18 protein-coding genes are annotated in these 25839 nt (G+C 62.8%); 6 read left to right on the top strand and 12 right to left on the bottom strand.

Annotation, left to right across the window (positions count from 1 at the left end; translation table 11 throughout):
- Positions 1-101 precede the first annotated feature (101 nt).
- Positions 102-1253 carry an IS30 family transposase gene (locus JSO19_RS09820; RefSeq protein ID WP_442915703.1) on the top strand — a complete coding sequence of 384 codons (1152 nt, stop codon included), beginning with the start codon at positions 102-104 and terminating at the stop codon, positions 1251-1253.
- Between the two features lie 234 nt (positions 1254-1487).
- Here the strand turns inward: JSO19_RS09820 and rplL are convergent, their stop codons facing one another.
- The 7 genes from rplL to JSO19_RS09785 all read right to left on the bottom strand — a co-directional run bounded on the left by rplL (position 1488) and on the right by JSO19_RS09785 (position 6195).
- Positions 1488-1871 (bottom strand): 50S ribosomal protein L7/L12, encoded by a 384-nt coding sequence (gene rplL, locus JSO19_RS09815; RefSeq protein WP_217135144.1) that lies wholly within the window; start codon positions 1869-1871, stop codon positions 1488-1490.
- Between the two features lie 68 nt (positions 1872-1939).
- Positions 1940-2449 (bottom strand): 50S ribosomal protein L10, encoded by a 510-nt coding sequence (rplJ, locus tag JSO19_RS09810; RefSeq protein WP_270911433.1) that lies wholly within the window; start codon positions 2447-2449, stop codon positions 1940-1942.
- Between the two features lie 314 nt (positions 2450-2763).
- Complete coding sequence (locus tag JSO19_RS09805; protein WP_270911431.1) at positions 2764-3459, bottom strand: response regulator transcription factor; 696 nt, start codon at positions 3457-3459, stop codon at positions 2764-2766.
- A gap of 2 nt (positions 3460-3461) precedes the next feature.
- Positions 3462-4058, bottom strand: a complete 597-nt coding sequence (locus tag JSO19_RS09800; protein ID WP_270911430.1) for a YqaJ viral recombinase family protein — start codon at positions 4056-4058, stop codon at positions 3462-3464.
- 10 nt (positions 4059-4068) lie between these two features.
- Positions 4069-4548: an SgcJ/EcaC family oxidoreductase gene (locus tag JSO19_RS09795; RefSeq protein WP_270911428.1), complete on the bottom strand. Its 480-nt coding sequence runs from the start codon at positions 4546-4548 to the stop codon at positions 4069-4071.
- 40 nt (positions 4549-4588) lie between these two features.
- The gene (locus tag JSO19_RS09790; protein WP_270911426.1) at positions 4589-5323 is read right to left on the bottom strand and encodes a PH domain-containing protein; all 735 of its coding nucleotides are present in this window, start codon (positions 5321-5323) and stop codon (positions 4589-4591) included.
- A 14-nt stretch (positions 5324-5337) separates the two neighbouring features.
- Positions 5338-6195 carry a biotin--[acetyl-CoA-carboxylase] ligase gene (locus tag JSO19_RS09785; protein ID WP_270911424.1) on the bottom strand — a complete coding sequence of 286 codons (858 nt, stop codon included), beginning with the start codon at positions 6193-6195 and terminating at the stop codon, positions 5338-5340.
- Positions 6196-6309: 114 nt separating this feature from the next.
- Between JSO19_RS09785 and JSO19_RS09780 the strand changes: the two genes are divergently transcribed.
- The 3 genes from JSO19_RS09780 to JSO19_RS09770 are packed head-to-tail and all read left to right on the top strand — an operon-like array spanning position 6310 to position 8989.
- On the top strand, positions 6310-7905 hold the full coding sequence (locus tag JSO19_RS09780; RefSeq protein WP_270911422.1) for an acyl-CoA carboxylase subunit beta: 1596 nt from the start codon (positions 6310-6312) through the stop codon (positions 7903-7905).
- A 35-nt stretch (positions 7906-7940) separates the two neighbouring features.
- Positions 7941-8216: a hypothetical protein gene (locus JSO19_RS09775; RefSeq protein WP_217135123.1), complete on the top strand. Its 276-nt coding sequence runs from the start codon at positions 7941-7943 to the stop codon at positions 8214-8216.
- Between the two features lie 41 nt (positions 8217-8257).
- Positions 8258-8989, top strand: a complete 732-nt coding sequence (locus tag JSO19_RS09770) for an NUDIX hydrolase (protein WP_270911419.1) — start codon at positions 8258-8260, stop codon at positions 8987-8989.
- Positions 8990-9089: 100 nt separating this feature from the next.
- Here JSO19_RS09770 and JSO19_RS09765 read toward each other — a convergent pair whose 3' ends face one another.
- The 4 genes from JSO19_RS09765 to JSO19_RS09750 form a co-directional block, all read right to left on the bottom strand.
- Positions 9090-18989, bottom strand: a complete 9900-nt coding sequence (locus JSO19_RS09765; RefSeq protein WP_270911417.1) for an isopeptide-forming domain-containing fimbrial protein — start codon at positions 18987-18989, stop codon at positions 9090-9092.
- Positions 18990-19227: 238 nt separating this feature from the next.
- Positions 19228-20850: a chaperonin GroEL gene (gene groL / locus JSO19_RS09760; RefSeq protein WP_217135117.1), complete on the bottom strand. Its 1623-nt coding sequence runs from the start codon at positions 20848-20850 to the stop codon at positions 19228-19230.
- A 165-nt stretch (positions 20851-21015) separates the two neighbouring features.
- On the bottom strand, positions 21016-21615 hold the full coding sequence (locus tag JSO19_RS09755; protein WP_270911414.1) for a LytR C-terminal domain-containing protein: 600 nt from the start codon (positions 21613-21615) through the stop codon (positions 21016-21018).
- A 50-nt stretch (positions 21616-21665) separates the two neighbouring features.
- Positions 21666-22796, bottom strand: coding sequence for a heme/hemin ABC transporter substrate-binding protein (locus JSO19_RS09750; protein WP_270911413.1), 1131 nt, complete (start codon positions 22794-22796; stop codon positions 21666-21668).
- Positions 22797-22932: 136 nt separating this feature from the next.
- Between JSO19_RS09750 and JSO19_RS09745 the strand changes: the two genes are divergently transcribed.
- Together JSO19_RS09745 and JSO19_RS09740 are read left to right on the top strand one after the other, a co-directional pair.
- Positions 22933-23997 carry a FecCD family ABC transporter permease gene (locus tag JSO19_RS09745; protein WP_270911412.1) on the top strand — a complete coding sequence of 355 codons (1065 nt, stop codon included), beginning with the start codon at positions 22933-22935 and terminating at the stop codon, positions 23995-23997.
- A gap of 2 nt (positions 23998-23999) precedes the next feature.
- Complete coding sequence (locus JSO19_RS09740; protein ID WP_270911410.1) at positions 24000-24818, top strand: heme ABC transporter ATP-binding protein; 819 nt, start codon at positions 24000-24002, stop codon at positions 24816-24818.
- Positions 24819-24867: 49 nt separating this feature from the next.
- On the opposite strand, the gene JSO19_RS09735 is transcribed toward JSO19_RS09740, so the two are convergent.
- Positions 24868-25818, bottom strand: coding sequence for an HtaA domain-containing protein (locus tag JSO19_RS09735; protein WP_270911409.1), 951 nt, complete (start codon positions 25816-25818; stop codon positions 24868-24870).
- Between the last annotated feature and the right edge of the window lie 21 nt (positions 25819-25839).

Below are 25839 nucleotides of genomic sequence, written 5' to 3'. Positions count from 1 at the left end.
GTGTGGTCAAAAAGTGTCGAAATTAGCCCGCGGGTTCTAACGGTGGTTGCAACACCCGAGACAATACAAGGGTGGACACTGACATGAAGTTCTCAAGGAACATGCTTGCTGAGCATGTGAACACGATCTGGGATATGCGAGCTGCTGGCTTCACCGCACGAGAGATTGGTGAACGGGTAGACAAGAGCGAAGCCGCGATCTTGTCACATATTCATTCGCAGGGCGGGGTGAGACCCCGAAGAGTAGCCCGGGTGTCGTCGTTATCGTTCGAGGAGCGTATCGAGATTCAGGCGTTATGGACGGCAAAGGCTGGGATTCGTGAGATCGCGAGGAAGTTGGGGCGTGCCCCGTCAACAGTGAGTCGTGAGATTCGGCGGAACGCGTTCTTTTCTTCTGAACGGGCTCGTAGGCCGAGGTATCGGGCAACACAGGCACAATCGCAAACGTTTCAGCGCGCCCGCAGACCGAAACCGTCGAAGCTGGTAACGAATCCGCGGTTACGGCGTTTTGTGGAGGCTGAACTATCGTTGAAGCGGTCACCGGAACAGGTTGTGGGCAGGCTACAGCGCGAGTTTCCGGATCAGCCGGAGATGCGAGTGTCACACGAAACGATCTATCAAGCGATCTATCTCCTTGCCAGGGGTGGGCTCAAACGCGAGCTTGAGGTTCGGGTTCGTACGGGGAGGAAGATCCGACACAGTCACCGTTCTGGCCAGTCTAGGCAGGGCCGAATTGCTGGGATGGTGAACATTGTTGACCGTCCCGCAGAAGCACTTGATCGGGCTGTTCCTGGGCATTGGGAAGGTGACTTAATTATCGGGAAAGATGGCAAGAGCGCTATCGGGACGGTCGTTGAACGCCACTCGAACTATCTATTCCTTGTTTGGTTAGACCCCTCGTTACCGCGGGTAGAAGCAGTCACTGAGGGGCTTATCGCGAAGATGAAAGAGTTACCTGATGTGCTTCGTCGGACTCTCACCTGGGACCAGGGCAAAGAGATGAGTAAGCATCAAGAAGTCGCTATGGGAGCTGATATTGATGTGTTCTTTTGCGACCCGCACTCGCCCTGGCAGCGGCCGACGAATGAGAACACGAATGGGTTACTGCGGGAGTATTTCCCCAAGGGCACTGATCTGAGTGTGTTCAGTCAGGCAGATCTCGATTATGTTGAGTGGGAGATGAACGACCGGCCCCGGAAACGGTTAGCGTTCGCGAAGCCGGCCGAGGTCATCGAAGAGATACTGTTGCGCTGACCGCTAGAAACCGCCCACCAGAATCGACACTTTTTGACCACACGACGCGCGAAAGTGACCACACGACGCGAGCCGGGGTGCGGGAGGGGTGCGGATCTACGCCGGGAGCGCGCAGGCGCAGGAACGAGGCGCGAGCGCGAGCGGGAGGCTGGCGCGGGAGCGCGGGGCGCGCGCGGGCAAAGAAAAAGGTGGTGCCCCTTTCGGAGCACCACCCGTTATCGCGTGAGCGAAAACTTATGCAAGCTTTACGCCAGCGCCAGCCTCTTCGAGCTTGGTCTTAGCAGCTTCTGCATCTTCCTTGCTTGCGCCCTCGAGCACAGGCTTCGGAGCCTCTTCAACGAGAGCCTTTGCCTCGCCGAGGCCAAGGCTGGTGATCTCGCGAACAGCCTTAATAACCTGGATCTTCTTGTCGCCAGCTGATTCGAGAATGACGTCGAACTCGGTCTTCTCTTCAGCAGCAGCCTCGCCGCCACCTGCAGCAGGTGCAGCAGCAACAGCTACGGGAGCTGCAGCCGAGACCTCGAAGGTCTCCTCGAATGCCTTAACGAACTCTGAGAGCTCGATGAGGGTAAGCTCCTTGAACTGCTCGAGCAGCTCTTCAGTTGACAGTTTTGCCATTGTTTTCTCCCTTAAATGGTGCCCTGAGTCGGGCTAAATTGTTGCTTGTTCTGCGTGAGCCGTAGGGCTTACGCATCCTGCTTGTCACGCAGCGCGCCGAAGCCGCGAGCGGCCTTTGCGAGCGGGGCGTTGAACAGTTGTGCAGCACCGAACAGCGATGCCTTCATGGCGCCGGCGGCCTTGGCCAGCAGCACCTCGCGGCTCTCGAGCTCGGCAAGCTTGTTGACCTCGTCGGCAGAGATGGGGTTTCCGTCGAAGAAACCACCCTTCACTACCAGAAGAGGGTGTGCCTTGGCGAAGTCGCGCAGACCCTTTGCAACAGCAACCGGATCACCGTGAACGAACGCGATGGCCGAAGGGCCCTCGAGCTGGTCGTCAAATGCGGTGATGCCTGCGTTGTTTGCGGCAATCTTGGTCAGCGTGTTCTTCGCCACGGCGTACGATGCGTGCTCACGAATGGAGTTGCGCAGTTCACGCATTTCTCCAACGGTGAGACCGCGGTACTCGGTGAGCAGGACAGCGGTTGACTCTTCGAATTTCTTCTGAAGAGCCGCTACCGAAGCTTCCTTTGTCGCCATGGCGCTCCCTAGCTTGTCGAAACACGAACAACGGGTGTCGTTCGCGGGCCGCGGACCGAAACTAAAAAAGCTCCGGCACGCATGCACGGAGCTTCCGATTGCACCACAGAGGGAGAATCATCACTTTCGTACCTGCGCTGGTCTTCACTTGCGTGAACGTTCCGAGATCGTTGCGGATCACTACCGGCGGTCTTTGGCCAAGGATCAGAATACACGATGCTCGGCAGCGTGCGCAAGCTCGGCCCGGAAGCCCGTAGCCAGAAGCCCGAAGCCAGGTGACCGGCGACCGGCGACCGCGGCCTGAGAACGAGGCGCTAGCCCTCGCCCTGCGGCGTGCGCAGCATGTACCCCGATCCGCGCACCGTGCGAATCATCGGGTCGCGACCGGCGTCAATCTTCTTGCGCAGGTATGAAATGTAGAGCTCGACAATGGTCTGCTTGCCCTCGTAGTCGTAGCTCCACACCCGGTCGAGAATCTGGGGCTTCGAGAGCACGCGGTCGGGGTTGCGCATAAGGTAGCGCAAGAGTTCGAACTCGGTCGTCGAGAGCTCGATGGGATCGCCGCCTCGCGACACCTCGTAGGTTTCTTCGTTGAGCACGAGGTCGCCGACCCGTATGACCGCGTCGTCGGGGTCGCCGAAGCGCCGCGCACGCCGCACGACCGCGCGGAGTCTCGCGCTCAGCTCTTCGAGGCTGAAGGGCTTCACGACGTAGTCGTCTCCGCCCGCGGTGAGCCCAGCGACCCGGTCTTGCACGTCGGTCTTTGCGGTGAGAAATACGACGGGCACCTCACTGCCTGATGCGCGCAGCTTCGAGAGCACCTGCATGCCGTCAAAGTCGGGCAGCATGATGTCGAGCACGATCACGTCGGGGGCGAACTCGGCCTCTTTGGCGATCGCCTCGGCGCCGGTCGCGGCCGTCTCGACAATGAAGTCCTCGTGCCTCAGCGCGAGCTCAAGCAGGGTGCGGATCGAGGCCTCGTCGTCGACAACGAGCGCTCTGAGCGGCACGTTCAACTCGTTCTCACGATCAGCGTTCGAATGACCTGGTCGACGAGTCCGAGCAGCCGCTCGATCTCGGCGTCGTCGCGATCAACCCAGCGGCACTGCGGGTCACCGACGGGCACGAAGTCACGATGTTCCTCCCAGACCATGAGGGTTCGCTCGGCACCGAGCACGTACTGCTGCCACCATATTTGGCGCAGGTAATGCTTCGGGATCGAACGCCACGGCTTATTTGTGGTCTTAATCTCGGCGAGCTCAAGCGCCCCGCCTTCGCGCTCACCGATGCCGTCGGGCGTCGCGAGATGGCGCATGTCGGTTGGCGCGTGAAAGAGCGCCTGGCTCGAAGTGATGCTGTACTCCTTGAGCACCCAGTCGGCGATCTCAGGCTCCCTGCGCTTGCCGTGTTCGGTGAAGGCATTGCCGGTGAAGCCCGACCCGTACAGCTTGTTCCACGCGACCTGCTCGACCGACTTCGGGGTCGAGAGCTTCGCCGCGTCGGTGGCCGTGATGCCGCGTGATCTCGCGCGCAACCATTCGGCCCGGTTCGTGCCATCGGCGACGACACGGTCAAGGTACGAACGCGACTTCAGGGGCTGGGTATTCATCAGAGCCATCTTATTGCTGAGATGGTGAGGAGTCGCTGATCGAGCGCTTTTCGCGGTAGTGCACGGTCGAGCGTTCGCCCTCCCGGTTCACGTGGGTCTGGGTGCCGGGCACGATGTCGGCGTTGTGGGCGGTCACCGCGATCCACCCCTCTCTTCTGCGTTCAACGACGAAGGTAAAGATGCCCTCACGCGCTCCCGCTTGCTCGCCCTCTGGCGAGACCTGGCCGGCAAGACTCCATTTGCTCTGCACGACCGCGGCGTCTGGGCCGAGCTGCCGCACGCGGGGCTCGCCCATCTCGATGACCGAGCCAGGAAAGATCTTCGTGAACCCGAAGTGGTGCGCCTCACGAATGCTGTCGCGATCGTGCCACCAGAGGCCGACGACGTTAACGAAGTCGGCATCTTCAGCGAAGAGTTGCGAGAGCCTCGATGCATCGCCAGCGTTCCACGCCGCCTGCCACTCTGAAACGACCATTGCTGGTGACTGCATGGGTGCTCCTCTCTCTTGGTGTTCGCCTGACGAGCGCCCGCTACCCCTGGGCGAAGCTCACGGGTGACCCGCCATCGTTTGCCTGGGCCTGCCCCTGCCCGGGGTACGTGTTGCCTGGAAAAGGGTGACTCGGGTACGGGTAGCTTGGGGCGCCATAGCCCTGGCCCGCATACCCTGGCGCGCCGTGGCCCGGAGTACCGTAGCCCGGAGCGCCGAACCCCTGGCCGCCCTGCGCCGCGAGAAACTGTTGCGAGGCGTACTGCCACTCGACGAGCTCCTGCAGCGACTGCGCGACGCCTTTTACCCTGGGCACGTTGATGAGTACAAATGGATCGGCGCCTGCCGACTGCAGCACGATATTGCCCGCGCCAAAGATCCGCTGAAAAAGCCCGCGCTTCACGGTGAGCTCACGAATCTGCGTGAACGGGACCTCGCTGCGGTCGCGTGAGAGCACGCCAGAGCGCACGATCACCCGCTTCGTCGTCACCACCGTGGTGCGGCCGAGCCAGCGAAAGAAGGGAACGAGCACGAAGAGCAGGACCACGAGTGCCCCGCCGCCGAGCACCGCCAGGTTCTTCCACTCTTCGTTGAAGCTGCCAGCGTAGAGCGGAACCGCGCCGCAGGTCACGATGAGAATGAGCGCCGACCAAAAGAGATGCCTCGCCTGCCGGCGCAGGGTCAGCACCTTCAGCTCGCCCAGCTGCATGTGTGTGGGCGCAGCCAGGACCTCGTCGAGGCGCTGCGCCACATCGCTGGCGGGAGGTTTAGAACTCATGATGCCATTCAACACTAGTTGGCTGAAGCCTCGCGAACATGTTCAACATCGCCCGCGTGCACCGTGAGAAACCCGCCACCGTCGCGCGCTACCGTGAGCGCCCCGTCACTCTCGAGCGCCGTTGCGGTGCCCACGACCTGCTCGCCACCGGGCAGGTGAACGCGCACCCGCGTGCCAAGGGTCGCCGAGTGTCGCGAGACCTCGTCGATGAGCGCTGAGGGGCGGGTTCGCGCGAGTGAGACGAGCCCGCGAAGCTCGGTGAGGTAACGCACAAGGTATTCGTCGGCGATGCGCTCGCCCTCTGGGTCGGCCAACTTCGTTGCGCCGTGCAGCTCGGCTCCCTCGGCCAGCCACGAGCCGGCCCGCTCGGTCGGGAGCTCCTCGTTCGTGAGAAAGAGGTTTGTTCCCACGCCAATAATCGCGCTGCCGTCTGGCAGAAGCTGGCAAAGGATGCCGTTGAGTTTGCTCCCGAGCCGCATTTCAGTCTCGGCTGCCGCTCCGGGTGCATCGACCGCGACCTCGCGCATCATGTGCACGTCGTTCGGCCACTTCACGGCAATTCGACGCTCGCTCGCGAAGACCGGCTCGGTTGCCAGCACAACCGCCGCCCCCGCGACAAGCGGCAGCCAGCTCGCTTCGAGCCCTACGAAACCGCGCACGAGCACTGAAGCGGCGAGGCACTTGCCCGGAGGGGTCTGCCAGTCTCGCCCCTGCCTGCCTCGCCCAGCGGTCTGGTGCCCCGTCAACACGAGCGAGCCGTCTGGCAACGCGTTGTCGTCGTGCCACAGTGCCTCGAGGGTCACGTTGGTCGATGGCGTCTCGTCAAACCAGTGCACGGGGGCGCCGAGGGCGCGGGTCTGCTGCAATTTCACGCTCACAAGCCTAGGGCTTCAGCCTCATATTTGTGGGCATCAGCCAATGAAAAGTCGAATGCTTGAGCGGTTCGCTCCCCCGCGACGCATGGGCGCCACGGTAGGCTGGCTGACGTGAATGATGTGAACCCGACTCAGCCTCAGACCACGGCCGATAAAATTGCAGATCACCGTCGCAAGTACCAAGAAGCGGTAGGCGACCGTGACGCGCACGCTGCCGCCAAGCAGCACCCCCGCGGCAAGATGACCGCCCGCGAGCGCATCAATGAGCTTCTCGATCCCGGCTCGTTCGTCGAGTTCGATAAGTACGTGCGCCACCGCACCACCGCTTTCGGCATGGAGCAATCACGCCCCTTCGGTGACGCAGTGGTCACCGGCGCCGGCACGATTCACGGCCGCCAGGTCGTCGTCTACTCACAAGACTTCACCACCTTTGGCGGATCGCTCGGCGAGGTCGCCGGCGAGAAGATCGTCAAAGCGATGGAAAACGCGATGACGAATGGCGTGCCCATCATCGGCATTCTTGACTCGGGCGGCGCCCGCATTCAGGAGGGCGTCGTAGCCCTCGGCAAGTACGGTGAAATCTTCCGTCTCAACACGATGGCTTCTGGCGTCATTCCCCAGATCTCAATCGTGATGGGCCCAGCGGCTGGCGGCGCGGTCTACTCACCAGCCCTGACCGACTTCGTCATCATGGTCGACAAGACGAGCCACATGTTCGTGACCGGCCCCGACGTCATTAAGACGGTCACGGGCGAAGAGGTCGGCTTTGAAGAGCTCGGCGGTGCGCGAACGCACAACGAGACGAGCGGTGTCTCGCACTACCTCGCGAGCGATGAGCACGACGCCCTCGACTACGCGCGCAACCTGCTCGGCTACCTGCCCGACAACAACCTCGCAGAGCTGCCGATCTACGACACCGAGACCGCGCTCGAGATCACCGATGCCGATCGCAAGCTCAACATGGTCATTCCCGACAGCCCGAACCAGCCCTACGACATGAAGACCATCATCGAGGCGATTCTTGACTCGGGTGAGTTCCTTGAGGTTCAGCCGCTCTTCGCCCCGAACATCGTCATCGGTTTCGGCCGCGTCGAGGGCCGCACGGTTGGCATCATCGCTAACCAGCCCAACGCGATGGCGGGAACGCTGAACATCGACGCTGGCGAGAAGGCCGCGCGATTCGTTCGCTTCTGCGATTCGTTCTCGATTCCCATCCTCACCCTCGTCGACGTTCCCGGCTATCTCCCGGGAACCGAGCAGGAGTGGTCTGGTGTGATCCGCCGCGGTGCCAAGTTGCTCTACGCCTATGCAGAGGCAACGGTTCCGCTCGTCACGATCATTACCCGTAAGGCCTACGGTGGGGCATACATTGTTATGGGCTCGAAGCAGCTGGGCGCCGACATCAACATTGCCTGGCCCACCGCCGAGATCGCCGTGATGGGTGGTCAGGGCGCCGTGAACATTCTGTACCGTAAGGAGCTCGCGGCCGCCGAGGCCGAGGGGCGCGACGTCGAGGCGCTGCGCAAGGAGCTCTCAGACGCGTACACCTACAACGTGGCAAGCCCCTTCCTCGCGGCAGAGCGCGGTGAGCTCGACAACGTGCTCGAGCCAGCCGGCACTCGCCTCGCCGTCATCAAGGCGCTGCGCGGCCTGCGCGGCAAGCGCACCGAGCAGCCAGCGAAGAAGCACGGAAACATTCCGCTGTAACCCGCACGCCAACGTTTTCGAAAGGCTTGAGAGTCATGTCTGACCTGACCCCTATGGCGCCCGACGCCGCCGAGCGCGATGCGCTCAGGCGCGAGCTCATCGACACCGGTGACGACGTCATTCGGGCAGACGATGTCGAGTTCGTCACCAAAAACCTAAGCGATGAAGAGCAGGCCGCGGTGCTCGCGGTACTGCTCGCCATGCGCGAGGAGGAGCGCGATCGCGTGCGCCTCGTAGCGCGTCGAGACCGCGAGCCGTGGACCCGTTCGCAGCGCACGCCCGAGGGAATCGGCGAGCTGCTCAACGGCTAAACCGCCGCTTGCGTGTCAGGGGCCGGTGTTACAGTAGGCATATGGGCCCCAAGGAAGAACTCGAAGCACTGCTCGCGCGAGGCATCGACCTCTCTGTCGAACCACAGGGGCCAGCGGGCGACAGGCCCGTACGGCAGTCGGCCGTGCTCATCTTGTTCGGGCAGCTCGATCCGATCGAGGCCGAGCCCCTCAGCACCAAAGTGATTACGCTGCCCGACCCCGACAACCCGCCGCCCGCGCTCACGGTGCCAGCAGACCTCGACGTATTGCTGCTGCAGCGAGCGGCGCGCATGCGGCACCACCCGGGGCAGATTGCGTTTCCCGGCGGGGGCCTTGAGCCTCAAGACGATGGCCCCATCGACGCGGCACTACGCGAGGCCGAAGAAGAAACCGGCCTCGACCCCTCTGGCGTTGAGGTACTCGGCACCCTCCCCAAAGTTCCGATTCCGGTGAGCAATAATCTCGTCACCCCCGTTGTCGGCTGGTGGTCACGCCCGAGCGAGATCGCCGCGGTCGACAAGACCGAGGCCGCGAGCGTCTTTCGCGTGCCCGTCGCCGAAATGCTCGACCCCCTCGCCCGCGCCACCGGCGTCGTGCGCCGGGGCGACGTTACGCACCGCTCGCACGCCTTCGAGCTGAGCCCACGCCTCGGTGGCCACATTGTCTGGGGCTTCACGGGTATTCTGCTCGCGACCCTCTACGACGAGCTCGGCTGGACGATTCCGTGGAACCCGCGGCGCGAGCTCGAGATTCCCATTAGCCAGGTGGGCTAAGCCCGGCAAAGCCCCGCGCCTGCCAAGCGCTCAACGCCTCACTTGAAGGGGCCGCGAGCCGCGCAGAACATCGGTCTGCGCGGCTCGCGGCCCCTATGCGTTACGCCGTGCGGCGCCTCCGCTCCGAACGGGCCAGTAATGCCGCGCCCGCGATCAGGAGCAGGCCAGCGAGCACCAGGAGCAGGCCGAACTGGCCCGCCCCGCCCGTGTTCGGCAGCTCGTCGGCCGCGGCCACGGGAGCCGTCGCCGCGTCGTCGAGCTTCGAGTCGGGGGTTACCTCGGTCGGGGTGTCGATCGTGACGACGTTCGTGACGCTCGGGTAGGCATTCTTGCCCACCGTCACACCGACCGTGAATGAGGTGCTCTCGCCGGTGGCGAGCCCCTCTTCGAGCGACCAGGTCACCGTTTGGCCCTTCACCGTCACCGGCTCGAGCGATGCGTCAGCGTACGTGAGGCCCTCTGGCAGCACGTCGGTGACGGTGATCGGGCCGGGGTCAGCGGTCGGGCCGTGGTTCGTGACCGTGATCTCGAATGCGGCACGCTCGCCAACCGTGAAGGTTCCGACGGCACGCTTTTCGACCTCGAGAGTGACGAGCGGTGGCACCGTCACAGCGTCTTCGGCTCGGTTCGGGTGCTTCGAGTCGTCTGCTGGCTCTGGTTCGGCCGCCCGAACCTCGGCCACGTTCGTCACACCAGGGAACGCCCCAGCGGTGACCATCGTTTCAAGCGAGAGCGGGGTTGCCCGCTCACCCGGGTTCAAGGCCGCGTCGTAACTCGCGGTCACGACGGTTGAACCATCACTGGCGGGGGTCGCACCGGTGATGATCCACCCGGTGTTCTCGCCCTGCTCGGTCAGGATGGGGCCAGCCTCGCTCAACACATCGAGCCCAGCAGGAACGGTGTCAGTAACGACGATGCCCGTGGCCTGCGACGGGCCGTGGTTGACGACGTCGATGATGAAGGCGAGCGGTGAGCCGACCTTGACGGCTCCTGCCTCGTGGCTCTTTGCGATACCGAGATCGATCTGGCGCGCGACGGCGACAACCGCCTCATCACCATCGGGTGCCTCACGGCCCGTCTTGGGGTCGCCGTTTGGATCGAGCGTTTTCTCGGTGTCGAGTGCTGCCGTGTTCGTGAGCTCGATGGCGTTGCCGTCGGCGTCGTGCGTTGGCGCTTCGGCCGCGAGTTTTACCTCGTACACGAGTTCAACGCTCTGCCCGTTGAGCAGGGTGCTGTCGGCCTCGTTGGTGAAGACGGTGTGGCCCGGGGTCTCTTTCGAGACCTCTGCCTTCCACGCGTCGACGCTCTCGGGGGCGAGCCCCACGAAGCTCATGCCCTCTGGCAGCTGGTCGTTCACCACGAGCGGCCTTGTGGCGTCGCTCGGGCCGTGGTTGGCAACGACAATGCGGTACCACGCCGTGGTGCCGGCAACGTGCGTTCCATTGGGCTCGTACGTGACCGAACCGTCGGCCGCGACGACGCGTTTGAGCGCCTCTTTCTCGAGCCCAAGATCGGCGATACGTGAGACCGTGATGGCGACCTCATCGCGGTCACGCTTCTCGCCCTCGCTGTCGTGCCAGGTCAGCACGGCCTCGTTCGTGAGCGGCTGAGGCAGCGCGGTCGCGCTATCAGAGATCGCCGCGACGACGGTAATCGTAGAGACGACCGGGGCAGCGGCCGTCGAAACCGGCACGAGCCCGCCGTTGGCGGTGTACTCGCACGAACCGCTGGTCGCGTGCTGCGTCACCGCGTCGCACTGCCAGTCGGCCCCGTCAATCGAGACGAGCGTGAGGCCAGCAGGCAACTGATCAACCACCCGAGCGGGAGCCGCCGAGGGGCCGGTGTTTTCAACGCTGAGGGTGTACTCGACCTCGGTTCCTGCGACCCATGGGCCTGCGGCAACCGTCTTGGTCACTGCCATCTCAGCACTCGTGCGCACGTCAATCAGATCGGCGGCATCATTGTTGCTGCCGTCGATATCTTCGTCCTGAATAACCGTTGCGAGGTTACGCACACCGGTCTGGGCTCGCATCGTCGAAGCGACATTTGCGGTGTACGCGATCTCGATGGTTCCCGTGACGGGAAGGTCGGCCCCGCTCATCAGGTCGCTCCACACGAGCTTCTGCCCCACGACTTCGGGCTGCTGCACGGCAACCTCTTGGCCGTTAAGCGTGATGCGCTGCACCTGGCCGAGGCTCAAGCCCGCGGGCAGGGTATCTTCAACCCGCACCGCTGACGTTGCAACGCTCGGCCCGTGGTTGGTGATGCTGAGCAGGTAATCGACGCTCGAGCCGGCAATCGCCGCCTCGCCGACTGCGGGAGAGGTGTGTGTCTTTGCGATCGAGAGATCGACCTGGCGGTTCAAGCTGCCGTTGTCACGGTCTCGTGGCTTATCGACGGCGTTCTCGGCCGAGGCCTCGGCTTCGTTCACCATCTGCTGGCCGTTTGCGAGGTGATCCGCCACCCGATAGGTCACGACGAAGCTCTCGCTTTCACCCGCGACAATGGTTGCGGGGTCTTGGAGCCCGAAGGTGTCCCACCCTTGATCGGTGACGCCTGCGGCGTTCGTGCCGCCAGCGGCGTGCTTCCAATCGGTACCCTGAAGCCCCTCATGACGCAGGTAGGTGAGCACGGCCGGCGACTCATCGACAACCTGAACGCCTCTCGCGTCGGCGAGACCGTTCGTGCGCACGGTGATGCGGTAGCTCACCTCGGTGCCCGGGACAATCGGCGCGTCTTCATCATTAACCGCTGCCGGCTGCCACTCACCCGCAACCTTGACGACACGGGTCTTGGTGATGCCAATCGTGGTGTCGTTGCCGGGCTCAAACGTCACCGAGTCTTCGTTCGGTTCGTTCGGCTTGGGTTCTGGCGTCACACCCGGTTTGACGGTCGCGGTGTTCGTGATCGCTCCGGTGTGTGAACTCTTGACGGTGCCGCTCAGCGTCAGCTCGCTGGCTGCGCCAACGGGCAGCGCCTCGCCCTGGTAGGTCCAGGTCACGACGTCTCCGGCCTTCGCCGGGAACTCGCTCGGCTTGCCCTCGCGCTTGACGGTAGCGATCCACTCGCCATCAATCTCAGAGGCGGTCACGCCCACGATGCCCGCGGGAACCGTATCGCTCACGGTGATTGGCACGTCGGCACTCGCGTGCGAGGGCGACGGGCCGAGGTTCGTGACGGTGATGCCCCAGGTGACCGGTGAGCCAGCGCTCGGTGCGGCAGATCCCTCGGCGCTCACGGTCTTTGCGATCGTGAGATCGGCGAACGGCGTCAGCTCCTTGTGAACCGTCGCGGTGTTGGGGTTTTTCGCGTTCTCTGGCAGGTTCTTCGGCGCTTCGTAGGTGCGCCCGAGAACCGATGCCGTGTTCGAGAGTTCGCTGCCCGTTGCGACGGCGCCCGGCTCGACGGTCACGTCGGCCACGAGCACAATGCGCCCCTTGCCCTTGGCATCGAGCATGGTTTGCTCGTCACCGACGGTGAAAGTCTCGCCGTGGTAACGGCCAAGCACAGAACCGTTGGTGCCCTTCTCGGCATCCTTCTTGCTCGGGTAGTAAGTCGCGACCCACTCGCCCGTGGTGACACCGTTCGGCTCGGTCACCTTTTCGGTGATCGCGAAGGGGCCGTAGCTGTCGTCAGGGCCAGCATTGGTGACCGTGACCTGCCACTGCGGCTGATCGTAGCCACCGCCAACGCTCTGACCCGGAACCCAGCTGCCCGCAGCAATCGACTCATCGCCTGCGAGCGCGATCGACTCGGTGGTTCCACCAATCGCCCGTTTTTCAAGCAAGAGATCGGCTTCGCGCAAGAACGCGTTGTCGCTTGCCTTCGGGCCGGTGTGCTCGCGGCTCTTCGTCGCCGTTTCGCCCCGACCGTCGGTCGTGACCGCGCTCACGGTGTTCGTGTGCGGCTTCGATGAACCGACCCCAGGCGTCGTGAGAGCCTCGGGGTTTTGCGGCACAGCCGTGTAGCGGATCACGATCTCGCGTGCCCCCTCGCCAGCGCCGCCCGCGGTGCCAGGCAGGATGGCAGCGGGCCCTGAGCCTGCTTCAGCCTCGTTCGCAGCCGCACCAAACGACCAGGTGAGCGATCCGTCTTTGGCCTTTTCTGGCGCAAACGGCGTCACTGGTGCGCCGCCGACGGTCATGCTCACGACCTCGCCAAAGGTCCAGTGCTCGGGCAGCACGTCGCTCATCACGACGGTTTGGGCGTTGCCCGCACCGACGTTCTTGGCAGCGATGCGCCATTCGAAGGGCTCGCCAACGTAGGCGGTTCGGCTACTGTCGACCGAGCTCTTCGAGAGCTCAACAAAGGGAAAACGAGCCTCGGCTTCGGCCGTGTCTCGCACGCCCTTGTCGTTGGCATTCGGCGTGTATTCGCGCCCGGCGAGCTTACCCTTGTCGTCTCGTGGCCACGACTCGTAGCGCTTCACGAGCGCCTCGTTCTTCAGCTTCTCGCTCACGTGTTTGCCGTTGCTCGTGAGCTTACTCGACGGGGCAAACGTACCCTCATAGGTCAGCGTCACGGCGTTTTGGGCGCCGGGTGCGATCGCGCGGTGCGGGGTCCAGGTGATGGTCTGGCCCGCTACCGTGATCTCGTCAGCGGCCGGCTTCGCACCATTGACGCGAATGCTCTTGGCGTCGATCACGAGGCCAGCGTGAGCGGTGTCGGTCACGACGCTCTCGTATGCGGGGGTTGTGCCGGTGTTCTGCACGACCACGCGGTACTGCAACGTTTCGGCGACCTCAGCGCTGACCGAGTCACGCCACGTACCCTCGCTCGCGATCGCCACGTTTTTCGTGAGGCTGAGCTTCGGGTCGACAATCGCGACGTCTGCGCTGCCGCGACCGGTCTGCTTGCGCTCGGTGCCAGTCTTGCTGACGTTCCAGCCGAAGAACGCCGAGTTTGTCAGTGTCTTTTGCGTGGGAGCCACTCCGGTGCCAAGGTGCACCTGGTAGGTCAGACGCAGTGTTCTCGCTTCAGTCGAAGAGGCGATGTTGCCGTCGTAGGCCCACGTGTGCTGCTGTCCACTGTTCGTGTGCTGCCAGTTGCCCTCGAGCGCCTTGCCGCCTGAAACCATCTCAGGGCCGCTCACCTTCGCGTCAACGAGGGTGACTCCGGCTGGCAGCGTGTCGGTGATGACGGGTTTGTAGTAGCTGATGTTCGGTCGCAGCGCGACGTCGACGCGGTACTCGACCGTCTCGCCAACCGGAGCGGTGACCTTGGTCGCAAACTTCGACTGTTCGTCGCCCGCGATGCGCACCTGCTTCGTGAGTTCAGCAGTCGTAGCCGTGATCGTCGCAGAATGCTTTGCGGATCGATCTCCCCTGCGCACGTCTTTCGCGTTCGCATCGGCGGGGTCGCCAGCGTCAATCGTTTCAGGCAGGGTGAAGCCGCGCACCGTCGCCGTATTGGTAAAGGTTTTTCCGGCTCCCGTCTCTGGTGCGATCTTCGCCGAGTAGGTGAGCTTAACGCTCTGCGGTACCGTCTTGAGCGCTTCGATCGTTTCGGGGCTCCAGGTGATGGTGCCGCCCTCGCCGCCGAAGACGTTCTTCGTGAACGTGAGGTCGCTATCGGCAATGGCCTTGCCGTTCACGGCGAACGATCCCTTTTCAATGAAGAGTCCCTGAGGAACCTCATCGACGACCGTGTTGTCGTAGCTCGCGACTCTGCCGTTCTCGTTCGCCACGGTGAGGGTGTACTGCACCGCGTCAGAACCACTGACGTTGACCGACTTGTTCGCGCTCTTGGTGATCTTCAGGGCAGGCTCGAGGTAGGTTACTGTGTCAGTCGACTTTTGCTCAGCGATATCGCCATCGCCTTTGTTTGGGTCATTAAACCGGTACGTGGCTGTGTTGGTGAGCGTGGTTTTATTGCCGAGGTTTGGCTTGCGATCAGCATGCGAGGCATCGGCGTCGGGAACCCAGAGGGTCACCTGAACGCTGAAGGTCTCTGCCTTGCCAGAGTTGTTCGTGTATTTTTTAGGAAACACGAGCGTTCCGGGTCGCTTGTCACCCTGCTGCGTTTCATGAAGCGTAAAGCCTTTGCCCGCGAAATCGTACTCTTCTGTCGGGCCGGCGAATACCGCGCTGCCCTCGACGAACTCGTACTCGAGGCTGCCTGATGCGGGTGTGCCAGAGGCATTGGACCAGCTCAGTGTTCCGTCGTCGGCAAGCTGTGCGCCCTTGACCGTCGTGTTTGCGGGAATCGTGACCGAGTACTCGAAGGTCGCGTGCTCGCCCTGCACGATGGCGTCGTCGGGCCTGCCGGGTGCGGTGCCCGTGAGCACTGAGGTGTTACTCGGGTCGCTTACGGCGCTACCGCTTGGCTTCACCTCGGTCGAGACCAGTTTCTTGGCCGTCTTCACGCTCGGCACGACAACGTGCGACGGGTCGGTCGCGAAGTCTGCCGGCACAGCGTACTGGCCGTTCTGTGCCGTGCGCTGCACGACCGGTTTTGCCTGCCCATGGGTGCCGGAAGCAACCGTGTTGCCGCCGTACTGCACGTTGCCCTGAGCGGCACTGTCTGAAACCGTCGGCACGAGTTCGGTCGTGCCACCCCCGTTGTTGCGCACCGAGTACTGCGCGATCGAGGCCAGGTTCTCGTATTGCTGAGTGACCTGAGCTGCTCGGTCGGCATCGGTCTGCTCGGTAGGCACCACGAGTGTGTAGCCGAGCGTGAAGCCGCGCTCGGTGCGCTCCTTCTCGCCCTGCAATTGGGTTGAGCCGGCAACCTGAGCCGACACCTTCCACACGACGAGGCTGCGCTTTTCTTTGGCAAGTTCGGGTGAGAGCTGACCCTGAAGGTCTGCCGGAATGTTCTCCCAGTCATACGCCTGAACCGTGAAGTCTTCGCCCTGCTTCCACACGGTAGGCGTCTCGGCCTCGACCGCGCTCCAAAGGCCGCCGGTGCCCGTGACCGTGTGGCTCGTCTTGTCATACCCGAGCAGATCAGAGACGCTCACCCCAGCGGGGAGAAGATCCCACACCTCGTAGTCCTGGGTCGTAGCAGCGGGGGCCGTCACATCGAGACGGTACGTCACTTCGCTGCCCTGCACGACGTCTTGGCCGTCAACATTGCTGTTGACGGTCTGTGCCACTGGATAGTCGGGCTTACCGGTCTCACCGCTGTAGTCGTTTCGTTCGATGCCCTTAATGAGTCGCACCGACATGTCTTGCGTGACCTCGGCGTCGTCTCGCATGAACGAGATCTGACCGTCAACGTTGGTCTGCTGGTACTTCGCAAGGTTCTGCACGACGTCGACGTCGCCAAACGCCTGCGCTTCGACGACCGTCACCTTGAGATAGATATCAAGGTCTACCCCGGCCGGCCAGAAGCGATCGGCCGATGCGTGGGGCCCTTCGCCCGCGGGATAGCAGTCGTTCGACCCGAATTTCCAGGTGAGGTTTCGGGGGTTCTGCTCATCGTCAAGCATCACCTTGCCGTTGAACAGCTCAATGGCCTCTGCCGCGCTCGTGTCGTTCGTGAGGTCAAAGGCACAGGGCCCGAGTGTGGCCTTGGTGATCTCTGCGCCGCTGCGCGTCCTTGGCACCACGCGCAGGTTCTCTGAGGCGTTCCATTCGTTGCCCTTCGCGAGGCCGGCGGGGTCAAACGCCATGCCCTCAGGCAAAAAGTCAGTGAGCTGCGGGTTACGCACATCGGCGCCGCTCGCCGACTGCCAGTGAATCTTGTACCAGACCTCGTCGCCGACCGCGACCGGGGTCTCTTTCCGTTTGCCCCACTCAAGGTCGCCGTGGGTGATGTCGCCGGCCGAAACCGTCTCGCTGTTCAGGGCGCTCTTCGAGATGATCGTATCGGCGGTGCGAACCCTGGCTTCTGAGTCGTCAGAGACGTAAAAGCCCTCGCCCACCGTCGAACCGCCAGCGTTTTCAATTCCAGCGGTCTCTGGCGTGGGCGTTGTGAGCGCTTCAATTTCGACGCTGTTGCGCACGATGTCGCCCGAGGTCGTCGCGCCGTTTTTCCCGCTCTTCGAGAGGTATGCGCTGTTCTGGTGCACCGAGTACACCACCGCAGCCTCGGCATTCGGGCCAGAAAGCACCTGCTCGTTCTTCGTGTCGAACGCGAGGTCCTGGTAAAAACGACCGGTTTCTGGGTCAAAGGCGATGCCGCTCAGCTCGGCGCCTGAGAAGGTTGCATCGTTGGTGAACCATTCGGGGCCCCACTGGCAGCTTTCAAGACCGGCTTTGGTCAGTGTGGCATTCCAGGTCTTCAGGTCGACGTAGTCTCGGCCTTCAACCGTGTTCGGGTCGCCAATCAAGAAGTTCGGCTGCCCGGTAGCCGCGTTCACCGCGGTCGATGAGATCTGCTCGGTGATGCTCGCCGGGTACGCGGGGCACAGGCCGTTTTCGAGGTCGTCAACGAGGCGAGTCGGGCGATCCTTCACCGCCGCTCCAACGTACTCACTCGTTGCAACGCGCAAGCGATAATCAACCACGCGGCCCTGCTCGAACGATGCCTCGGCACCCCAGCTTGAGCCTTTAACGCGCACGTCTTTGCGCACGCGCACATCGACGACCTTGACGCTCGTTGAACCGGAGTCTTCAATGCGTTCAGCGAGGGTGCTCTCTGGCAGCACACCGTTCCATGTGCCCTCGGCCACGGCGGTGTTGCGAAGCGTTTTCGCTTTCTTCGCGTCGCGGTCGTCGGCATCGGGAGAGCCGTGCCGCGTCGATGCGCCGAGGTTGTTGTCGAGATTTGCTCCCTGCCCCGTTGCCCCAAGCGTCTGTGCCTGTTCTTCGGTGAAGAGCGTGTTTTCAAAGAGCGGCACGCCTGCCCTATAGCGGATCACGGTCGAGGCTGCCTTACCAGCTCCTCCGCTCGCGGCTTGCTTGACCGGCGCGACTCCGGTGTCTTGCTGCGTCGCGAGCCATTCGCCCACGTTCCAGGTCACCTTCGTGTACACGCCAGCGCCCGGGAGGCCGAGTGCTTCAGCGTCGGCCGCAGCAACCTCGATCGTTTCGATGCTCGCTTCGTCAAGGCAGTTGTCGCCTACGGCTCCGGTCTCGAGGGCCCCGGATCCTTCGTATTCTGCAGCGCCCTTGCCGTTACCCGCGTCGGTCGTGTTGTCAGCAAGATCGCACGAGCCGAGGTATTCAAGCCCCGCAGGAAGATAGTCAACGACCACCGCATCGTGTAGGTCGCCCTCTGCCGTGTGGTGAACGGTAAGCGTGTAGATGGTGCTCTGTTCGTGCACCCCGCGCAGCAGCTCGTGTTCAGGGCTCGGCTCTGACTTCGTCACCCTGAGCGCGTTGACCTTTGGCGAGGTTTCGGCGACCGAGCGTTGCGACGTCACCGCGGTCGCTTTCGCGCCTCCCACCGAGTTGCTGCCAGCAAACATGGGGTTGTAGCGCTCGTTACTCGATGCGAACAGGCTCATGCTGAGCTCGATGTTGTCGCCCACGGCAAAGCCCTTGGCGATGTCTCCCGTGTCTTTCACATCAACGAGAGGGCGAAGCTTCAGCTTCGACGAGATCGAGGCCTTTTCGGGCAGGTCAGAGAAGTTTTCGAAGACGGCAAGCTGTTTGCCCTTTGGCACGATGCAGTGGCCAGAGATCGGGCCGTCGAGACCGAGACTCTTGCACGTGTCGCCCGCAGCCGGGGTTCCGGGAAGCGCGTCGCCGGCGTGATATGTCGCGTTTGGAATCAGCGTGAGCGCGTTCAACGAGGCTTCAGGGGCGCTCTCTGCGCTCACAAGCTCAACGGTATCGGGCAGCAGCAGGCTCGCACTGAGGTTGTAGGTCGCGCTGGCACCCTGAGGGTTCTTGAAGGTGACGTCGACCGTGAGGTCTTCACCCAAGATGTGTGTTTCTTGCGGGGTGAGTGTAACCTCTGGCCGCGCCTCGTTCGCGAGCGCGCGCTGTGCCCCCACCCCAGCGGTCACGAGTGTTCCCGCAACGATCGCGGCAATCGAGACTCCGGCGATCGCCGAACGGACAGCCTTGTTTTTGGGCACGGTTGTCGTGCCCGTATCTGTATGCGACAAATGCATTCCCCTACGTTTTTACGCGCGAGAAGACACCTTGTCTGACGGAGCGCTCAACCCTTGTAACGCTCTGGTGAGGCCCCGCACTAAACCCGACAATATTCTACAGCCGTTTCGCAACCGCACAAGGCACAGAGGCAACATTTGTGCACGCAGAGACAACGTTTTCCCAGGAAACGCGAGAGGGCCGCCTCTCGGAAGAGACGGCCCTCTCGGGATAGTGCGAAAGTGCTCAGGCTTAGAAGCCCATGTCACCCGCGCCCGGATCCATTGCCGGAGCACCTGCTGGCTCTGGCTTGTCTGCGACAACTGCCTCGGTGGTGAGGAAGAGGCCTGCGATCGATGCGGCGTTCTGCAGCGCCGAGCGGGTTACCTTGGCGGGGTCAAGAATGCCCTGCGCTACGAGGTCACCGTACTCACCGGTCGCGGCGTTCAGGCCGTGGCCGTGAGGCAGGCTCGCTACGCGGTCAGCAACAACGCCAGCCTCGAGGCCCGCGTTGGTAGCGATCTGGCGCAGTGGCGCTTCGATGGCCTTTGCAACGATGCGAGCGCCGACGGCCTCGTCTTCGTCGAGCTCGAGGCTCTCGAAGGCGTCCTGGCCAGCCTGCACGAGTGCAACGCCGCCGCCGGGCAGAACGCCCTCTTCAACGGCTGCCTTTGCGTTACGAATCGCATCTTCGATGCGGTGCTTGCGCTCCTTGAGCTCAACCTCGGTTGCTGCACCCGCCTTGATAACGGCTACGCCGCCAGCGAGCTTCGCGAGGCGCTCCTGCAGCTTCTCACGGTCGTAGTCGCTGTCGGTGTTCTCGATCTCGCGGCGAATCTGGGTAACGCGACCCTGAATCTGCTCTTCTTCGCCTGCGCCCTCAACAATGGTCGTCTCATCCTTGGTGATGATGACCTTGCGTGCACGGCCGAGCATTTCGAGCGTCGTGTTCTCAAGCTTGAGGCCAACCTCTTCTGAGATGACCTGGCCGCCGGTGAGAATAGCGATGTCCTGCAACATTGCCTTGCGGCGGTCGCCGAAGCCGGGAGCCTTGACAGCGACCGACTTGAAGATGCCACGAATCTTGTTGAGCACGAGGGTTGCGAGTGCTTCGCCCTCGACGTCTTCAGCGATGATGAGCAGCGGCTTGCCCGACTGGCTCACCTGCTCGACAACGGGAAGCAGGTCTTTAATGTTCGAGACCTTGCTGTTGACGACGAGAATGTACGCGTCTTCGTAGACCGTCTCCTGACGATCAGCATCGGTGACGAAGTATGCCGAGAGGAAGCCCTTGTCGAAGCGCATGCCCTCGGTGAGCTCGAGCTCGGTACCGAAGGTGTTTGACTCTTCAACGGTAACAACGCCCTCTTTGCCTACCTTGTCGATGGCCTGAGCAATGAGCTCGCCAATCTGGGGGTCGGCAGCCGAGATCGAAGCGGTTGCTGCGATCTGGTCGGTCGTCTCGATCTCTTTCGCATTTTCGAGCAGCTTGGCCGAGACTGCCGCAACGGCCTTCTCGATGCCGCGGCGGATCGCGATGGGGTCGCTACCGGCTGCAACGTTGCGCAGACCTTCGCTCACGAGCGCCTGTGCAAGCACGGTAGCGGTCGTGGTGCCGTCACCGGCAACATCGTCGGTCTTCTTCGCAACCTCTTTAACGAGTTCTGCGCCGATCTTCTCGAATGGATCCTCGAGCTCAATCTCTTTAGCGATCGAAACACCGTCGTTAGTGATCGTGGGGGCGCCCCACTTCTTCTCGAGTACGACGTTGCGACCACGGGGGCCGAGGGTTACCTTGACTGCATCAGCGAGGATGTTGAGACCACGCTCAAGCCCTCGGCGTGCTTCTTCGTCAAAAGCAATAATCTTTGCCATGTTTCTGTCGTCCCTCCTGGACGTTGGGCGAGCTATGCCGCGCCGGTACGCTGTGGGAAAGAGCCCGGGTGACCCGAGGCCCTTAGCACTCAGCGTTGTCGAGTGCTAAAACAATTCTGGCACTCTGCGCCTGAGAGTGCAAGCGCACCGCCTAGAGGTCAGCGACTACTCAGCATCGCCGGCTGATTGCTTGGCCTCTTCAAGCCCTGGGCCGCTGTAATCAGCACCGAGAAGCACCGTAAGCTGGCTCCCCTCGGTCACGAAACTCGCGTTCTGGTAATAGGAGATGCCGCCGAGCTTTTCGCCAAGACCCTTTGCGAGCCCCTCGCTCGCTTCGTCGCTGTAGAACACTGCAGAAATTTTCACGTTTCGGTCTTCAGCATTTCCCGCGAAGGTCGTGGTTCCCCACCCCTCGGCGCCGATCGCGGTGTCAACCGCGAAGGCCAGGTCGGCAATGTCGGTTCCGTTGAGCACGGCAACCGTTGTTTCAGGGTCGATCTCGGCTGCGACAGGGGCGGGCGCCTTGGCGTCCGGGCCCAGCTGTTCAACGAACGAGACGCTCGAGGGAATAAGCGTATAGAGCAGAATGCCAACTGCCGTCAGAATGAGTGCGATGAGCGTTGAGACAAGCACCCAGGCGCCCGGTGAGCCGGGGCGTTCGACAGCGCGGTGCGCGCCAACGCGAGACGTACGCTTCACGCCGTCAAAGCGGTCACCCTGCTTTGGGGCGGCGGTTTGTTCTTCGTGGGGCCGTGTCGTGATCACTGGATCGCTTCCTTGGTCATGCTGCCTGAGATTCCAAGCGTACTCTACGTCTACTGAAGAGAGTCTGGCGCGTACAGCGCTCGTGCGAGGCCGTCGAGCACATCGGCCGTTCGGGTACCTCCCGCGAGCACCAGGGTGTCGTCGACGTCAATGATGCGACGGTTCTTGCCGGCTTTCGTTTGCGCGACCCCCGAGAGGTCGGCAATGAGGGAATCAACGCCGCCAACCGACTCGAGCCCCTTCGACATGACGAGTATCGCGTCGGGATCCATCGCGACCAGGGCCTCAGGAGTAACCTGCTTCTCACCCTTCCAGCCTTGCTCGGTCGCAATATCGACTGCACCGACAGCGTTCAGCAGCGTATCGATCCCGCTGCCTTCACCGAACATGTAGTAGACCTTTGATCCGCGCAGGTATAAAAAGACAACCCGCGGCAAACGCTCTGCGTCAGCGGGCTTCACGGTCTGCTGAATCTCGGTAACTTTGTCGTCAATCGACAGCTCAATAGCGTCGGCAAGCTGCTCACCCGCCTCGGCAAGCCCCAAAGCCGCACCGACATCGCGGGCGGCCTGATAGCTCGACTCGAAGTCGGTAATGCGATCGACCGCAACGACTTCAACGCCCGCCTGACGCAGCTGAATGCGCACGACGTCATCGGGGCCGAGCGAACCGTCAGTCAGCACGACCGTGGGCTCGAGACCGAGCACACCCTCGACGTTGACCACGTGACCCGAGCCCGTTACCAGCGGGAGGTCTTCGGTACCGGGGGCGCTCGTCGCAGTGTCTTTGCCGACGAGGTTATCGCCGAGGCCGAGGGCCACGACGTAATCGGCGAGCGTCCCGGTAATCGAGAGCGCGATGATGCGAGAGGTATCGGTGACGGTGACTTCTGGGGTTTTACCGTCGAGATCTTTCGAGAGAACCGTCGCTGGGAGGTCGGGCTCAGCCGCTTCGCTCGGGGTCTCGAACGAGGGCCCACCGACCTGCACATGCGTGGGGCCGACGACCGCACGAGGGTCGTCAACGGGGGTGAGTTCACTGAGCGGCGCCAGCTCAACCGTTTGCGTCTCTTTGCCACCGGTGTTGCCAGACTGTGCGCCCTGGCAGCCGGTCAAGAGCATCGAGACGGCCACGAGCAGAGCTGCAGAACGAACAAGCGGTTTGTGTCGTGTTCTGTTCATTACTCGGTGCTTCTCCCCTCAGCAGTGTGGGAGTCGATAGACTCACACAGGTACGAGGAGTTAGCCTACCCTAAGATACTGTGTGCCAGACTTCCGTTTCCTGGCGCCCCACAGTGTAGAAAGCTCATGCACCCACATGCAAGATCAGACAGCTTCAATGCGTGGCCGCAGGGCCGTATCGACGCTTCTTTTTGTCGCGCTCTGGGCGGTACTCATCATCACGCTTCTCATCTCGGCAGGCGTGGGCCAGTTGCCCATTCCACCCTCTGAGGTACTCGGGTCGCTCTTCAGTAAAGTCGGACTCGACTGGTTTGCTGAGCCTGCGACGCCAATGGCCGATGAGACGCTCTGGGCGATCCGCTTTCCTCGCGTTGCCATGGCCGCGCTCGTTGGCGCAGGCCTCGCTGTATCGGGCCTGCTGATGCAGGCGGTGTTTGGTAACCCGCTCGCAGAGCCAGGAGTCATTGGCATTTCGTCGGGAGCGGCCCTCGGTGCAGGCATCTCGATCGTGTTTGGCTTCACCGCCTTTGGCAGCTGGAGCACCGCAGTATTCGCCTTTCTGGCGGGCCTCGCGGCCACCTTTCTCGTCTATTCAATGAGCCGTTCTGAGGGCAAGACCGAGGTCGTCACCCTCGTGCTCACCGGTATTGCCGTGAACGCCGTCGCTGGCGCGGGCATCGCCCTGCTCACCTTTCTCGGCGACACGCAGTCGCGCGAAGAGATCGTGTTCTGGCAGCTCGGCTCGCTCTCAGGCAGCCGCTGGGATCAGGTGAGCGTTGTTGCTCCCGTGATCTTCGCCGGCATTGTCGTGGCACTCCTCATCGCGCACAAGCTTGACCTGCTCGCGCTCGGCGAGCGTAACGCAAGGCACCTCGGTGTGAACGTCGAAATGCTGCGCGTCGGCGTCATCGTGCTCGTCGCTCTGCTCGTTGGCGTCTCGGTCGCGTTCGCCGGCGTGATCTCGTTCGTTGGCCTTGTCGTGCCGCACCTCATGCGCATGATCTTGGGCCCCGCGCACCGTCCGCTCGTGTGGGCTTCGATGCTCGGTGGCGCAATTCTCATGACCCTCGCCGACCTTGCCGCTCGAACCGTCGTGCCCATGGCCGACCTGCCAATCGGCATGCTTACCGGTCTCGTCGGCGGCCCGTTCTTCTTCTGGCTGCTGCGCACGACCCGCAAGCGCTCGGGAGGTTGGGGCTAATCATGAACGCGAAACACTTCATCGCACCGACGCCCCAGCCGGCGGGAACCCCCGTATTCGAGGCTGTCGATATCACCGTCGAACGTGGTGGCAGAAAGCTGCTCGACGAGGTATCGATTGATCTCAGGGCCGGCGAGATTCTCGCGCTGCTCGGCCCCAATGGAGCCGGCAAGTCAACGCTCATGGCGGCCCTCTCTGGCGACCTACCTCCCGACGGTGGCGAGGTACGATTTACTGGGCAGCCGCTCACGCAGTGGAACCTGCGCGAGCTCTCACGCCGTCGCAGCGTGCTCTTACAAGACAACCAAGTGCTGTTTCCGTTTACCGTGCACCAGGTCGTCGAAATGGGCCGTGCGCCATGGCGCCGCACCCCGCTTGAAGACGAAGACCCCGAGGCGATTGACTGGGCGATCGACGCCGCAAACATTCGGCACCTCGGCAATCGTCGCGTGCCAACCCTCTCAGGCGGTGAGCGAGCTCGAACCGCCTTCGCCAGGGTCATCGCAGGCCGCACCGGGGCGCTCATGCTCGACGAGCCAACCGCCGCCCTTGATCTCGGTCACCAAGAAGAGCTGCTTCAGCTCGTACGCCAGCGGGCAGATGCGGGCGATGCCGTGCTCATCGTGGTACACGACCTGAACCTCGCAGCCTCATTCGCCGACCGTATCGCCCTGCTCTCGTCTGGCAAACTGGTCACCTGCGGCAGCCCCGAAGCGGTGCTGACCGAGTCACTGCTCACCGAGGTGTATGAGACCCCGGTTGAGGTCATTCGTCACCCGGTGACCGGGCGCGGCATCGTGCTGCCTCGTCGCGAAGTATAGGTCGGGCAAAGCAAAGCGCGGAGGCCCGTAGGCCCCCGCGCGCAAGGAATTACTCGTTACCGTGACCCTGCGATGTCTCAGCATCATCGGCGTCGCCACCGGGCTCTGACGCACTCGGCTCAGTTTTCTTGCGGCCGGTAAACAGCATGATGCCAGCGCCAAGAATCACGAGCAGCGCGACTCCGCCGATGACCACGGGCAACCACGGAAAGTCAGCCTCATTTTCGGCAGAGTCGTTGCCCTCGTCGACCGGCTCTTGCTGGTCTGCCGCATCATCTTCTTCGGGCAACGGCGCCGGAACGGGCTCTTCATCGCTGGCCACGAATGAGCAGCCAGAGTCGCCAGTGCTCATCGTGACGGTCACGGGGTCGACCTGCTCGCCTGCTGAGTAAAAACCACCAAACGCGGCGGCTCCCTCGGCGGTCAGCTGACCTTCGAGCGCGTTGAAGGTCAGGGTATTGCCCTCGACCTTGCCCGCTGCGGCGTTGAAGTCGAGCTTCACCGCCCGCTCCTGCTTCACTTCAATGTCGGGCTCGCCGCTCTGCTTCGTCGACGAGAGGTCAAGCAACAGGTAGGCCTCGGTCGGGTCAACGATCTCGAGCGTCGGGTTACCAAGTGTCACGTTCAGCAGCCCATCGTGCCCCTCAAACGCGACCGTGCCTTCAAAGTTCACGCTGCCGGCCTCGGCGGTTACCGCGACAATGCCTTCGCCCTCGCTCCACCGAAATTCTGGAAGTTCATAGGCGACATTCCCGTCTTCAGACCACGAGCCCTGAGCAATGCTGCCCTGAATGTAGGCGCGCCAGCGTTCGAGCGTGCCCCAGTTGAGCGTCGCATCGGTCACGTCGCATGCTGCGAGGCTCTCGGTGTGGCGAGGTTCAGCGTGCCGAACGTCGCTGGGGGCCGCCTGGGCCGTGGCCGGCGCGAGCAGCAACGCGCCCGTGAGCGCGGTGAAACCAGCCGCCGCAGCGAGTTTCTCAACAAAACGGTTCTTCATCATGTTCCTAACGTGAGGTCTCTG

This window comes from Leucobacter sp. UCMA 4100, assembly GCF_027853335.1.
In the GTDB taxonomy this organism is placed as follows: Bacteria; Actinomycetota; Actinomycetes; order Actinomycetales; family Microbacteriaceae; genus Leucobacter_A.
Note: the sequence above shows the minus strand (reverse complement) of the source record. Positions and strands in the feature narration are given on the sequence as shown.